This is a genomic window from Metamycoplasma buccale (assembly GCF_046774455.1).
Lineage (GTDB): Bacteria > Bacillota_I > Bacilli_A > Mycoplasmatales > Metamycoplasmataceae > Metamycoplasma > Metamycoplasma buccale.
The window spans coordinates 67,178-82,651 of record NZ_CP177249.1 but is presented as its reverse complement, the minus strand read 5'-3'; the positions used below and the strand labels follow the sequence as shown (position 1 = coordinate 82,651).

The following is a 15,474-nucleotide window of genomic DNA, read 5'->3' as shown; positions in this document are numbered from 1 at the left end:
GCAATTTTGTTCATTGTTAAAGTCGAAAATAAAAAAAGGCAATTTGATTATTGCCTCTTAAAACGTACTAATTAGTTTTAAATCCTGTAACTTCAAATTCAATTTCTTTTTCACTAAATACGCCATTTTTAATAGCTCATTTTAGTTTAAAAGTAATTTTTCCCGCTGAATCATCAACTGTTTTAGAAATATATTGATATTGGTATTTTCCACTTTTACTTATAAATCTAAATGTTTTCTTAGCAGCTTCACTAGCTTTTACAGTGTTGTAATCTTTTTTATCCAAATTTTCAAAAATTTCTTCAATATCAGTTTTATCTTCTGATGTTATTTTCTTAAATCCTTTTAAGGTTTTAGAAAATTTAGTAATTTCAGTATCATCTTGCATTAGTTGTTTGTAATTAATTGTTAATTCTCCAGTAGCATCATTTGTTTCTAGTCCTATAGCCTTATATTTATATTTACCGCTTGTGCTTTTGAATTCAATGTCTTCTTCTTTAATATCACCAGCATTTTTAGTGTCATATTTATTTTCTGCAAGATTTTTTATTGATATTTGGGCGTCATTTTCATCTTCAGGTAGTTTGGTTTTAAATCCAGTAATGGTTAATTCAAATTTTCCAATTTCTTCACCATTAGTGTTTTCAACATAACCAGATACTGTTAATGTTCCTTTTTGATCATTGCCTCTTATTAATCTGACATGATATTTATATTTTGGATTAGTGCTTTCAACACTAACATTACTATAAGTTAAATCATCTGCAAAATGATCTTTATATTTATCTTTTGTTATTTCTTTTTTATCATCATCAACTAATTTTAATTGTGCATATTTATTTGTAGATGGAAAATCTTTTAGTGTTATTTCAAATGAACCTTCAATAGGTTTGCCTTCAAAAGTTTGTTTAATGGTTGCTACTACAGTGTTAGTGTCATCATCAAATGTTACACTTTCGACTGTGCTCTTATATCCTTCTTTTGTATCTTCTACCTTGATATCATCTTTTGTTATTTCGCCTGCCATTTTTTCTTTTGATTCATCTTTAATAGTAAATTTAGCGGCATCTTTGTCTAATTCACCTTTTTCAACTTTAAATCCAGTTAATGTTTTAGTAAAGGTGTAAGTTTTATCATTTTTCTTTGCTTCTAAAGTAACTTCAATTGTATTAGCATTTGCTTTAACACTTTTAATAGTTACTTCTCATTTTTCTGGTTTTTTAGTTATTTTAACTTTATCAGCAGTTACATCTTTTGCCTTAGTTTCACTAATTTTATCAACAGTTATTTCAGTTTGTTGTTTTACTTCTTCTTCAGTAAGTTCGGTAACTTCTTTTTTAAATCCAGTTAAAGTTTTAGTAAAAGTATAAGTTTTGTTACCTTTTTTAGCTTCTAAAGTAACTTCAACAGTATCGTTATTAATTTTAAGATCTTTAACAGTTACTTCTCAATCTTTAGGTTGTTTAGTAACTTTAACGTTGTCTTTTGTTACTTCATTAGGTTTTAAATTACCTACGTTTTCTACACTAATTTCTGTTCCTTTTTCGACTTGTTCTTTAGTTAGTTCATTATTACAACTAGTAACCAAAAATGCAGTTGGTGTAATTGTAGACAATGCTACTAGACTAGTTAGTCAAATTCTTTTTTTCATTAAAATCCTCTTTTCTTTTTTATTTTTAGGTAACTAATATTTTACAATATTCACCTTGAAAAACATGGTTTGATACTATGAATGGATTATTTTGCAAAAAAATAATCATTTAATTAAAAAATAAATGTATTTAAAAATCAATTTATTATGAACAATATAATTATTTAATATGAAGCAAAATAAAATTAAATTAGTTTTAGCTGGTACGGGAAAATTCTCTTCAGATATTTTTTCATCTTTAATAAGAAATGATAAATTTGAAGTTGTATGTCTTATTAGTCAACCGAATAAAAGTTTAGATAGACAAAAAAATATTATTAAAACAGAAGTTAGTAAATTAGCTAATGATAATAATATTAAATTATTTCAACCAAATAAAATAGGTGAAATTTATGATGAGTTAAAAGAATTAGATTTTGATTTTTTTATTACTGCTGCTTTTGGGCAATTTATTCCCAACTCTATTATTAAATTAGCAAAAAAAGCTGCTTTAAATATCCATGGTAGCATCTTAGAAAAATATCGTGGAGCAGCTCCAGTTCAATATGCATTACTAAATAATGAAAAAGAAACTGGTATCAGTTTAATTTATATGATTGATAAAATGGATGCCGGGGACATTTTAGCAACTGCCAAAACAGAAATTAAACAGAATGATACCGCATTAGAAATATTTGATAAACTTGCTTCATTAACCATTAGCAATTTACCAAAATGATTAGAAGATTTGTATAACGATAAAATTACTTCAATTAAACAAAATGAGTTATTAGTTTCATTTGCTCCCAAAATAAAAAATGAGGAAGTAGAAATATTTAAGACAATGACATGTCAAGAAGCATTAAATAAAATTAGAGCTTTTAATGATCAACCTGGTGCTTATATTATTATTAATAATAAACGTCTTAAAATATATAGAGCTACTTTTAATAAAATTAAATCTCCTTTATCATTAGATTTTAGTGATGGTAAGTTATATTTAATTGAATATCAATTTGAGGGAAAAAAGAGAGTTAAACATGAAATTTAATTTTTTAGAATTTTTTAATCAAGAAAAACAAAAAGATTATTTTAAAGATATTCAAAATTTTTTAAAAGACAAAATATATTTACCACCTAAAAATAAAGTTTTTTTTGCTTTTCAAAATTTTGATTTTGATAATTTAAAAGTAGTTTTAATTGGTCAAGATCCATATCCCACTAAAAATGTTGCTGATGGTTTGTGCTTTTCATCCCAAGAATTTAAAACACCTGCTTCATTAAAAAATATGTTTATCGAAATTAAAAGAAGTTACCCTGATACAACTTTTAAAACTAATGATTTAAGTTACTGAAAAAATCAAGGAATTCTTTTGTTAAATAGAATTCTAACAGTTCAAGAAGGTATCCCACTTTCTCATAAAAATATAGGGTGGGAAACTTTTAATTTAAATATATTAAGTGAATTAAACAAAACCTATCAAAATATTATTTATTTAATTTTTGGTAATGAAGCTAGAAAATTTGCTAGCAATTTAGATTTATCAAATCAAATAATTTTAAGTACTTCTCATCCATCTCCTCTTGGTGTTAAAAATGGATTTGAGGGTTCTAATATTTTTAAAAAAGTTAATGATGAACTTAAGAAATTAAACAAGAAAGAAATTGATTGGGGAACCAAATAAAACCTTAATTGAAGTATAATTTTTGTAGAAAGGAGACTTTTATGAATATTAAAAATACTAAAAATATTGTGTTGGCTACTGCTATTGTTACTTCAGTATTAATATTTCTTTCATTTCTAAATCTAGGAAGAATTGATTATGTTAAATATATGTTTTGACCTATTAGTTTAGCATCCTTGATTATGATAATCATTACAATTGCGAAAGTTAATAAAATTTTAGATTCAAATATAAAAAAATTGAACAAAGGTTTGCTAATTTGTTTGATATTGGATTTTGTAATAGCAATAATAATGGTTTTTTCTTCTATTATTCTTCTTATTTTAATAAAACAAAATTCATCATCTATTGGCATAATGGCGATTATGACAATAACTTCATCAGTAATTTCTTCTATCATTAACATCACTACACTTGTCTTATTGTGAGTAATTTGGGCAAAAATTAAAATTCCAAAAGTAGAAAACTTGTAAAATCATTTAATTTCTAATTAGATGAGTTTAAATCAAAAATAATTTAAGAACAATGAACAAAATCACTTTAAAAATCAAAATTTTATTAATTCTAGAATTTTATTTTATAAAATATCTTTATGTTCATTAATTCACAAGTTAAATTATTGCAAATGAGAACATATTTTTAAAATGTGTGTTTCATTTGCAATTTTTTATTAAAAAGAATTTAAGGACGAAAAGAATAACAAAATAAAAGAGGAGAGAAAAATAAATTATGAAAAAAACTTCCAAATTACTTTTAAGTTTGGGATCAATTATTTCAGCAGTTACAGTTACACCAATGATTTCTGCTGCATGTGGTAATGGTGATGAACATCCTAAGGCGCCAACTGAAAAAGTTGCAGATATTAAGGAAAATAAAGAATTTAAAACTGATAAACCTGCTTCAGTGCCAAAAGTAGCAGTAATTACTGATGGTGGAGACATTAATGATAAATCATTTAATCAATCTGCTTGAGAAGGTGTTCATGCCTTAGGAAAACAACTAAAAATGCCAGTTGAAAATTACAACCCAATTTTAGTTCAAAATAGAAACTTTGAAGCTGCATACAATACCGCTTTAACTCAAGGATATAAATACTGAGTTTTACCAGGATTTTTACATGCAGATCAAATTAAAGCATTCTATGCAAAACACAAAGATGAAATTATTAAAAAAGGAATTAGATTTATTGCATTAGACTTCGTTTTGGATAAATCTATTCAAGAAGGAACCGGAGTTTCTTTAAACTTTAAAACTAAAGAAGGCGGATTTGCTGCCGGTTATGCCGCTGCTAAATTTTTATCAACTTTTAAAAATAAAACTGATCGTACATTTTCAACTTTTGGTGGGGGAGCATTTCCAGGAGTAACCGATTTTAATGAAGGATTTTACAAAGGTGTATATCACTGAAATAAACAACAAACTAATAAAGATACCAAAGTTACTTCAGTTGATGGTGATAAAGTAGAGTTAGGATCGGGATTTGAGCCAAATGATACAATGAATTCTGTAGTAAATAGTGTTTTATCAAAAAATCCTAAATTAGTATTGCCGGTGGCAGGTACTGCAACAAGAGTTGTTACAGAAAATGATAAATTTGGTGATAAATATGTAATTGGAGTTGACGCAGATCAAGCATTAACAGCAACTAAGAAAAAGAATAACTACTTTACTTCAATTTTAAAAAGAATTGGACAAGCAGTTTATGATGTTACTGGATCATTAACCACCAATACTAAAATAGGTGAATTTATTCCAGGATTTGAAGATGGAAAAAAATCTGCAAGCATTGCTAAAGGTTACAATGATGGCTGAGTAGGATTAGCAAAAAGTTACATAACTGGTGATAAAGCAACAACTGCTAATGAAGCTCTTGAAGAAGGAAAAAAAGCTTTATTAGGATTATCTGAAACCGAAAAGGCATGACTACACAGTAATAAAGTTACTCCTGAAGGTTCAGAAGTTGAAGATATTCAATCAAGAATAAATCAATTGTCTAAAGCAACAACGGTTGAACTTTAATGAATAATGCAATTCAATTTGTTAATATAACAAAAGAATTTCCAGGTATCAAAGCTAACGACGATGTTAGCTTTGTTGTTAAAAAGGGAACAATTCATGCATTAATTGGTGAAAATGGAGCTGGAAAAAGTACTCTAATGTCAATACTTTTTGGACTTTATGAGCCTACATATGGTGAAATATTAGTAAATAATAATAGAGTGTTTTTTAAAGGTCCTAACGATGCCAATGAACTTGGGATTGGCATGGTTCATCAACATTTTAAATTAGTGGATGTTTATACAAATTTAGACAACATAATTTTAGGTTCAGAATGAACTAAAAAACTCGATTTTCTTGATCGAAATATTGCTATTAAAAAAATTAAAGCATTACAAAATATTTACAATTTACATTTTGATTTATTTCAAAAAAGTGGTGAAGCCACTGTTTCTACACAACAAAAAGTAGAAATTATGAAAATGCTTTATCGTGATAATGAAATATTGATTTTTGATGAACCTACTGCGGTTTTAACTGATGAAGAAATCCAAGGATTATTAAAATCTTTTGAAATATTTAAAAAAGCAGGAAAAACAATTTTATTTATTTCTCATAAATTAAAAGAAATTGAACAAGTAGCTGACTATGCAACTGTTTTAAGACATGGAAAAGTTGCTGGAAATTTTGACATGAAAAATGCCATAATTGAAGATATTGTTAAAGCAATGGTTGGAAGCACTGTTAAAACAATTACAAATACAAGTAATAGTGAAAGGAAAACCAAAATATTTTCACTTGAAAATGTCTCAGTTACAAAAGCAACTAAGCCTTTACATAACATTTCATTTGATATTCATGCTGGTGAAATTTTTGCTATTGCTGGGGTTGAAGGTAACGGCCAAAATGAACTTGAAAAAGTATGTTCTGGAATGATAAAACCTTCATTCGGAAAAATTAATCTAAGAATTTTAAACAAAGAAAATAATTATGAAATGAAAGATATAACTTTTGCTAGTGTATATGAAAAAAGCAAAGATCATATCGCCTTTATTCCTGCCGATAGACATCACCATGGTTTAATTCTTGACTATGATATTTCAAATAATTCAATCATGCGATTACTTTGAGATAAACGCTTTCAAAAAAATGGCATTATTAATAAAAAATCAGAAAAAAAATTTACTCTTGATATTATAAAAAAATATGATGTTCGTGGTGCGCAAGAAGGAAAATCACTTGCTAGATCTCTTTCAGGTGGTAACCAACAAAAATTTATAGTCGGTAGAGAAATTGAAACTCCTCATGATTTTATCATTATAGTGCAACCTACAAGAGGTCTTGATATTGGAGCTATTAATCATATTCATCAAGAAATATTGGCAGAAAAAGCTGCAGGAAAAGCTATTTTGTTGATTTCCTATGAACTTGATGAAGTTATTGCTTTAGCTGATACTATTGCTGTTATTAATAATGGACATATTCTTACTATTAAAGATGCTAAAAATATTAGTAGAGCTGAAATAGGATCATACATGGCATCAAGTACTAATAAAATAGAGAATAAGTGATGAGAAGCTAATAATATAAAAGAAGCATATCATGAGTATGTTAAATTTAAAACTAGTGATTTAAAAGATCAAATAGAAAAAACTTTGCAAAAATATAAAAATTTACATTCAAGTTTATATAGTGCCAGTCATTCTAACGATAAAGCTGAAATTCAAAACATTAAAATGCAAATTAATGAAACTAAAAAAACTCTTACAAGTAATAAAAAAGATTTAAAAATGTTATTAAAAAATATAAAAAATACATTCAAAATAGATTATGAAAGGATAAAAAATTAAATGGAAAATAAAACAATTAATCAAAACGAAAATCCATCTGGTTTTAAATCTTTTTTAAGAAATCTTCGAATCTTTTTTAGACTTGAACAAACTAGGACTTCTTTTAGAAAAATTAGTGCATCACTCTGATCAATAGTTTTTGGTCTTATAATTGCAATGATTTTTATAGTAATTGCGACAAAAGGAAGAAATCCATTTCTATTTTTTACGCAATTATTTAAAGGATTTAATAGCACTAGTTTACCTGATTTTTACAAATACTTTTTAATATTTGGGTTTGCAGGACTAGCGTCCGCTTTAGCTTTCAAAGGTGGTCTTTTTAATATAGGGATAAGTGGACAAATGATGTCTAGTGGACTTATTTCATTTAGTGTTTTAATACTAATTGGTAATAAAAACATTTCTACAGGATATCTATTTTTATGTATGTTTTTATCAATAATTTTGGGATTTTTAATTTCCATGATTGCCGGTGTTTTAAAAGCATATTTAAATGTTCATGAAGTTATTACAACAATTATTCTTAATTGAATTGTTGTGCAACTTTCTTCTTATATTTTTTGGGAACAATCACACGTTTTTTCTGATAATTTAACAAAAGAATTTCTTTCAACTGATTATATTGGAACTAAACCAGGAATTTTTAATATCTCAAGTACTTCAAATACTATTTTTATGGTTTTAGGAATTATAATGTTGGTTTCATTTATTTTTGCTAGTTGATTTATTTTGAAATATACAACATTAGGATATAAGATAAAAATGTTGGGTATCTCTAAAACTAATGGAAAATATATGGGAGTTAATGACAAGTTAATTACCATATTAATAATGGGCTTTTCAGGAGCAATTGCATCTCTTGCAGGGTTTTACTTTTACTTTTTTAAAGAAAATATTGTTTTTGCTGGTGTTAATGCGCCTAATCCACTAGGATTTGAGGCAATTGCAATTTCATTACTTGCTTTAAATTCACCTATTGGAATAATTTTTACAAGTATTTTCTATGCGACTTTATATAATGGTCAAACATATACTCAACTTCCACCATTGTGACTTGAACCAGATTATATTTACATAATCACAGCTCTTATTTTATATTTTGCAGCTTTATCTCAACTTATTATGGCTTTTAAACCTATTGACTTTTTATGAAAATTGATTACAAGATTTAGTGATAGGGAATATAGGGCACAAAGGAATTTATTTTTAACTAAATTAAAATTAGCTAGGTTAAATAAAAAATATGCATTTAATGTTCATAAAATTAAAATGAATATTAAAAATAATAATAAAGAAAAATTATTAACCATTTACTCAATTATTGAAAACAAGTATCAATTAAGAAAAAAAATTCTAGAAGCTAAGATATTGCTTTATGCTAAATTAGCAGCATTACAATCACAATCAAAAGAACTAGAATTTAAATTAAAAGTTAATAATAAAAATATTAAATTAATTAATAATATTGATAAAAAAATTGAAAAAAGCAATTTAAAAATTTCAAAAGTTGATAAGGAAAACAACAATATAAAAATTGAAAAATTAAGAAATTATCACAATATTTTACTTAATAAAAAGCAACAATATTTAGGCAAAGAAATAAAAGTTAGTGAATTAAAAATTATTGAATATCAAAAATCTAATAAAATGTTAAAAATCAAAATTAATGAGTTAAAAGAAAAAACATTATTGATTATTAATGAAATAAAAAATATTAATCTCACTTCTCTTGATAATAAAAATATTTCTTTAAATTATGCTCAATTCGATATTTCAAATCTTTCAAACAAAGAAAAAATTATTTTACTTGAAAAAGAATTTAAAACCATTCAATATCAATTTCTATCTAAAGCAATGAATTATAAAAATAGTGATCATGAAACGATAGAAAATTTCTCTAATATTACTGCTAAAAGAAGAGAAATAGGTTCACAATCATTTATATTAGGAAAATATGAAATAAGGGATATTAGACAACAATATATTGCAACAAAAATAATTGCCAAAAATGAATTAAAAAGTTTCGCTTTATCAACATATAATCATATGTTTAAAACTTTACAATTAACTTTTAGTAAAGGAGAAATTTAAAATGGATTTAGCAAATAGCGTTTATACTTCTTTACTAATTTATTTTTGCATTTTTTCAGTTAGTGCTATTGGTGGAATGTTTAGTGAAAAAGCAGGAATAATCAATATTGGAATTAATGGGATGATGATTATTGGTGCAGTAAGCTATCTAGTTTTTACTAATCAAATTGCCAAATGATTTGCATCATCATCTTCACTACAAACCTCAATGTACTGACAATTATTAGGTATTCCATTTGCAGCATTATGCGCCGGAATATTTGCTATGTTACATGGTTTTGCTACCATTAAACTAAAAAGTAACCATACAATTTCAGGTTTTGCAATTAATTTACTTGCTGCAGGAATTTCACTTATTTTGTTACAAATTTTTGGTAATAATTCTAAAACACCAAAAATGTTACTTGAAGAATTAAAATGAACCCAATCAGATGGGGTAAGAAAATGAGAAATAATTTCATTTAAAACAGTTTTAACAATTTTAATTATTATTGTTTCTTATTTAGCATTATACAAAACTAAATGAGGATTAAGATTTAGAAGTGTAGGGGAAAATCCTCAAGCAGCCGATGTAGCTGGAATTAATTTTAATAAAATTAAATGAGAAGGTGTAATTATTTCTGGAGTATTATCTGGATTGGCAGGGGCATTTTTTGCACACGCATTTCCTGCTTCATTTAAAGGTGAAGTAAATGGATTTGGATATTTAGCACTTGCAATCATGATAATGGGTCAATGAAATGTCGGATTAATTACTATTATTGCCTTGTTATTCTCAATATTATATTCATTTGCTTATAATGCATCAGCCTTTCTAAACTTCTTAAAACCTTATAGATATTTATTTATTGCTATTCCTTATATAGTTACTATTATCGTTGTTATGGCAACTGCCAAAAAATCCCATGCGCCGGCCGCTTCGGGTATTCCATATGACAAATCAATAAGATAAAAATATTTAAATTAAAAAGTAATGTAACACTTAAAATAAATAGTGTTGCATTTTTAATTTTCCTCTTTATTAAAGAAAAAATGTTTATAAATATCTCAAAAAAACTAAAATAAACAATATAAATACATGTATAAATCTATAAAAATTGTCAAAATATCAAAAAAGAGCACTATAAACAGTGTTTTTTTTTTTTTTCCTAAAATGTCTTTCTACGCAAGGAGTTATTTAATAATGAATACATCAAAGAAAAAGAAAACAACTATTATTTTAGGAACCACAATTGCTATTTTAGCAACTTCAGCTATTACGGCTGGAATTATTTATAGTAAAACAAGCAAACGTGGGATAAATGGTAAAGGAAATATCTTAGATACTGGTGTATCACAAGATGATATTATCGATAAAAAACCAAGTAGTTGAGATAACAAAAATGAAGAAAGATTTAAAAAACTTAGACTTTATATTGAAAAATTAATTGAAGCTTTGAAAACCGCAACAGCAAATGCTAATAAAACATTAAGTATTGAAAATTATCGAAAAACTATTGAAGATTTAAATATTAATTTAAATCGTGCAGATTCTGTTGAAAATATTATTAATGAAAGTATTAAAAATTTAGAAAAATGGCCAGAAAAACAAAAAGCATTAAAAGAAGATAAAGCTAAACTTGATGAAGTAGTAAAAAAGGCTAGAGAAGCATTAAAAAATGCGCAATTAAAATTAAAGAAATTACTTGAAGATAAAGAATTATTAACTAACAAAATTAAAAATATTATTAAAGAAATTTTAGACACTATTAAATCTTCACAAGGAGCAAAACTTATTGCGGAAATTGATAGTTATATTAAAAAATTAACTAATTTAAGTAATATAGCTACAAATTATATTGAAGATGCCAAGAAAATTGGTTTAGATAACTTGGTTCCTGGTTTACAAGATGCTATTAAAAAAGCTAAAGATGAAATTAAAAGATTAGAAGATTTAAAGAAATCACAAAATCCCGAACAACAAAAAGAAGCATTAAAAGAATATGTTAAACGATTTGAAGAAAAAGTAACTAAAGCAATTAAAAAAGCTAATAAAGCAAACGAAATTGAAACTTTAAAAGAAGCAATAGAAAATCTTGAAGAACTTAAAAAAGAAGGTGAAGCCGCTATTAAACAAGCGAAATCTTTAAACGTTCCTGATATTAAAGCTAATCTTGAAAAAATTCTTGAAAAATTAGATAAAGCCATTACTGAAGCTAAGAAAAAACAAGCCGAAAAAGAACTTGAAATTTCTAAATTAAAAGAAGAAGCTAAACAATTATTAGAAGCCTTAACTAAAGCAATAGAAGAAGCCAAAAAAGCTAATACTGAAGAAGAATTAAAAAACGCTATTATTAAACTTACAACCGAAATTGCTAAAGCGGATTTATTGGTTGAAAAACTTACTAAAGCAAAATTAATAGATGAAACTAATAAAGTAAATGAAAAAATAGCTGAAGCTAGAAAAGTTTTAAAAGAAGTAGAAGAAAAACTAAAAGCTAAAGAAGATCAAGTTAAAAAACTTAAAGAAGAAATAGCTCAAGAAATTACAAAATTACAAAAAATTACTAAAGAAACTAATAAAGCAAATACTATTGATACTTTAAAAGAAAGTTTAAATAAACTTCAAAGTGAAATTACTAAAGCTGAATCATTAGTTACTGAAATTAATAAAAGTGAAAATAAAGATAAAGTAGCAAATGAACTTAAAAAATTAACTGAAGAAATCGCCAAAACTAAAGCAGAGCAACAAGCTTCACAAAAAAGATTAGAAGATTTAGAAAAACAAAATAATGAATTAGTTAATAAAGTTAATGAAGCACTTGAAAATGCAGATAAAGCAATAGAAGAAGCTAAAACTAATGAAAATAGTGAAGATATTACTACTTTAGATGAAGTATTAAAGAAATTAAATAATTCAAAAACCACTTTAAATAATTTAAAATCGGAAGCTAATAATAAAAATGAAAAAGGATTAGCTAATAAATGTGAATTAAAAGAAAATGAAGTTGATTCTTGAATTAAGAAAATTTCAGATCAAAAAACGAAAGCTGAACAAAAAGCTAAAGAAATAGAAGAGAATAAAGAAAAAATCACCAAACAAATTGAAAATTTAGATAAAGCCAAAAAAGCGCTTGAAGATGCTAAACAAGGAAATGATAAAGATAAAATCAATAAAGCGATCACTGATCTTAAAACTGAAATTGATAATGCTAATAAATTACATGATAAAGTAAAAGATGAACCTAAATTAAAAGATGATGCTAAGAAACTATTCAATAAAATTGCTGAAGCAACTAAAGAATTAGAAAAAGCTAACGAAGATAAAAATAAAGCAATAGAAAAAGCTATTGATGAAGCACAAACAAACTTAAATAATGCTTTAACTAGTGCTAACAACAATAAAGACAACATTAGTAAATTAAAAGAAGAATTAGTTAAATTAGAAAAAACTATTCAAGAAGCAGAAACAATAAAAACCACCTATGATACAGAAGAAAATAATAAAATTGCTTCGATAAAACAAAAGTTAGATTTATTAAAGCAAACTATCGAAACTGCTAAACAAACAAAGACTACATTAGAAAAACAAAATAAAGAAAAAACTGACAAAATCGATAAACAAGTAGACGATGCTAAGAAAAAAGCAGAAGAAGCTATTAAAAAAGCTGATGATGCTTTAAAAGAAAACCCGCCTAAAAAAGACGATTTAGATAAAGCTAAAAAAGATTTAGAAGAAGCCAAAAAAGATTTAAATAAGGCTAAAGAAGAAGCTGATAAAAATTATTATGATGAAAAATCAAAAGAGGCTGAAGAAAAATCTAAAGAAGTAGAAGATAAATTAAAAGAAATTGATAATAAATTAACTTCTGAAGAAGAAAAAAGAATTGCTCAAGTTAAAGAGGCATTAAAAAAAGAAATTCAAGCTTTAGATAAAATAAATAAAGAAGTTACTGCATTAGGTGGTGTTGATGAACTAAATCAAGAACTTCCTAAATTGCAAGCTGAAATTACTAAGGCAAAAGATCAAGTTTATGATGTTTATAATGTTGAAAGTAATAATAAAGTTGCTGAATTAAAAACTTTATTAGAAAATTTAGATAAATTAATTAAAGATTCACAACAAACTAATTCAACAAAACAAGCAGAATTAACTAAAAAAACAACTGAAACTAATAATGCAATTGTAGAAGCAACTAAAAAAGTTAATGCTGCAATTTTATTAGCAAATCAGGCACCAGAAAATGATATTAAAAAATTAGAAGAAGCAATTAAAGCTTTAGAAGAGGCTCAAACTAAAGCTGAAGCAGCTAAAACATTGGCGCAAACTAATAAATATCAAGAAAAAATAACCGATGCAGAAAAATTACTTCAAAAAGTTAAAGAGTCATTAGAAGAAACTAGGAAAAAACTAGATAAAGCAACAAAAACTGAAAAACAACAAGCGATCAACTAGTAAAAGAAATAGATGAAGAAATTAAAAAAGTAAAAGCTGCTGAAAATAATGCTAAAAATGTTGAAAATAATATTGATGAGTCTGAAATTAAATTGCCATTATTACAATCTGCAATTAATGACGCAAATACTAAACATTCAAATGTTCAAAAAAATGAATTAACTAATAAATATAAAAGTATTAAAGATAAATTAAATGAATTAAAATTAGTAACAGATACTGCCAATAGCACACTTGCTAGATTAAGAAGTTCTCAACAAACTAACAAACAATTAGTAGAAAATAAAGTTAATGAAGTTCAAAACTTATTAAACACCACTAAAATTAAAGCAAATGATGCTATTACTTCTAAAGAAAGTTCTAAATTAGAGGAGACTCTTAATAATATAGAAGAAGTTATTACAAAATCTAACAAAGCTAAAACTCTAACCCAAGAAAAGCATTATTCATCTAAAACAAATGAAGTAGATAATATATTAAGTCAGTTAAATACTTTAAAATCAAATGTTACTAAAGCACTTGAAGATGCTAAAACTGAAGCAGAGCGTATTGCTAGAATAAAACAAGAAGTAGAAAAAATGCTTACTGATTTAGATAATGCAATTAATAAAGTAAAAGAAAATCATGCTACTTTAGATTCATTAGAAGCAGATATTAAAAAATTAGAAGATTTGTTAATAAACGCAGAAAAACTAAAAAAAGAAACAGAAAGTAGTTCAAAACTAGATGTTGAAAAACAAAAATTAACTGACAAAATTACTAAAGCAAAAGATGAATTAGCAAAAGCGAGAGAAAAAAACAAGAATTACTAGAAAAAGAGACAGCAAAACAATCACTAGATTCATTTGCAACAACTTTACAATTAAATGCAAATAATAAAAACAAACTTGCATCAGAAGTTAAATCTAATGAATTACAATTAAATAAAACTTCTTCTGATTTCGATATTAAATATGATTCATGATTAAATCCTAATGATAAAGAAGGAAAATTAAAAGTAGAAGTTTTAATTAAACATAAAAAATATACAGATTTAACTAAAACAATTTATCTTGAAATTAATGGTTTTAATAAAGATCTTCTTACTTTAAAATTTAGAGTAAAAGAAACTCTATGGAAAAACGATGGTACTATTCTTAAAGAATGAATCAAAAATCATGAAATTGACAAGATTTTTGATTTATCTCAAATAAGCACAAAATACAAAATTGAATATTCAACTGTGGAAAGTAATAACTACAATCTTACTTTTGGGTACACTGGGAATATTATAGTTTCTAGAGAACGTAATGGTAATTATAAATATGATAATAATCACACTTTTAATATTGATTTAACAAAATACAATGAAATATTAAAATTTGCCATTGATTTACATACTTTATCTTCAAATGCAGATACATATTTAGATAAAATTAATGACTATTCATTTAGTAGTGATACTATAAGGATAGTACAAGAGCTTATTGCAGAAAGTTGTACTTCTATTACATTTGATAACATTCATCATTCATACAAAATCAAATTAACTAACGCAATAGAAAGATGATGAAAAAATATTGCACTTTTTCTTTGCACAAATAATAAGGTTAGTTGAAAAGATTTTATAAATAATTTAAAATCGTTTATAAGTAATAATTCTGAATATCTTAAAGAAAAAATAAATAAACATTTGGAAGGATATACAAGTGAACGTATATAGAAATTCTAGCTTATAAGTTTAGTGCTTTAATTAATAATATGTAAATATCATGAGTGAAATAATAATTAAAGAAAAAACAGCAT

General features: G+C 25.5%; 11 protein-coding genes and 1 pseudogene. 11 read left to right on the top strand and 1 reads right to left on the bottom strand.

The features are described from left to right. Positions 1–67: 67 nt before the first annotated feature. On the bottom strand, positions 68–1,651 hold the full coding sequence (locus ACLFP3_RS00360; RefSeq protein WP_412031618.1) for a lipoprotein 17-related variable surface protein: 1,584 nt from the start codon (positions 1,649–1,651) through the stop codon (positions 68–70). Between the two features lie 169 nt (positions 1,652–1,820). On the opposite strand from ACLFP3_RS00360, the gene ACLFP3_RS00355 reads away from it, so the two are divergent. From ACLFP3_RS00355 to ACLFP3_RS00305, 11 genes and pseudogenes are all read left to right on the top strand, one after another. After that, complete coding sequence (locus tag ACLFP3_RS00355; RefSeq protein ID WP_412031617.1) at positions 1,821–2,681, top strand: methionyl-tRNA formyltransferase; 861 nt, start codon at positions 1,821–1,823, stop codon at positions 2,679–2,681. Next, positions 2,671–3,315 carry a uracil-DNA glycosylase gene (locus ACLFP3_RS00350; protein ID WP_412031616.1) on the top strand — a complete coding sequence of 215 codons (645 nt, stop codon included), beginning with the start codon at positions 2,671–2,673 and terminating at the stop codon, positions 3,313–3,315. The genes ACLFP3_RS00355 and ACLFP3_RS00350 overlap by 11 nt, the downstream gene beginning before the upstream one ends. A 41-nt stretch (positions 3,316–3,356) precedes the next feature. Next, entirely contained in the window at positions 3,357–3,788 is a 432-nt protein-coding gene (locus ACLFP3_RS00345) for a hypothetical protein (RefSeq protein ID WP_412031615.1), read from the top strand. 256 nt (positions 3,789–4,044) lie between these two features. Further along, the gene (locus ACLFP3_RS00340; RefSeq protein ID WP_412031614.1) at positions 4,045–5,334 is read left to right on the top strand and encodes a BMP family ABC transporter substrate-binding protein; all 1,290 of its coding nucleotides are present in this window, start codon (positions 4,045–4,047) and stop codon (positions 5,332–5,334) included. Further along, positions 5,334–7,163, top strand: coding sequence for an ABC transporter ATP-binding protein (locus tag ACLFP3_RS00335; RefSeq protein ID WP_412031613.1), 1,830 nt, complete (start codon positions 5,334–5,336; stop codon positions 7,161–7,163). The genes ACLFP3_RS00340 and ACLFP3_RS00335 overlap by 1 nt, the downstream gene beginning before the upstream one ends. Continuing rightward, positions 7,164–9,254, top strand: coding sequence for an ABC transporter permease subunit (locus ACLFP3_RS00330; RefSeq protein ID WP_412031612.1), 2,091 nt, complete (start codon positions 7,164–7,166; stop codon positions 9,252–9,254). Position 9,255: 1 nt separating this feature from the next. Beyond that, positions 9,256–10,206 (top strand): ABC transporter permease, encoded by a 951-nt coding sequence (locus ACLFP3_RS00325; protein WP_412031611.1) that lies wholly within the window; start codon positions 9,256–9,258, stop codon positions 10,204–10,206. Between the two features lie 231 nt (positions 10,207–10,437). Further along, positions 10,438–13,689: a hypothetical protein gene (locus ACLFP3_RS00320; protein WP_412031610.1), complete on the top strand. Its 3,252-nt coding sequence runs from the start codon at positions 10,438–10,440 to the stop codon at positions 13,687–13,689. A 92-nt stretch (positions 13,690–13,781) separates the two neighbouring features. Continuing rightward, a complete protein-coding gene (locus ACLFP3_RS00315) occupies positions 13,782–14,501 on the top strand; it encodes a hypothetical protein (protein ID WP_412031609.1) in 720 nt (239 codons plus the stop codon). Then, positions 14,465–14,752 (top strand): annotated as a pseudogene (locus ACLFP3_RS00310) (lipoprotein 17-related variable surface protein); the annotation flags it as partial. The gene ACLFP3_RS00315 and the pseudogene ACLFP3_RS00310, both read left to right, overlap by 37 nt. Positions 14,753–14,911: 159 nt before the next feature. After that, positions 14,912–15,391 carry a hypothetical protein gene (locus tag ACLFP3_RS00305; protein WP_412031608.1) on the top strand — a complete coding sequence of 160 codons (480 nt, stop codon included), beginning with the start codon at positions 14,912–14,914 and terminating at the stop codon, positions 15,389–15,391. The last annotated feature ends 83 nt before the right edge of the window (positions 15,392–15,474 follow it).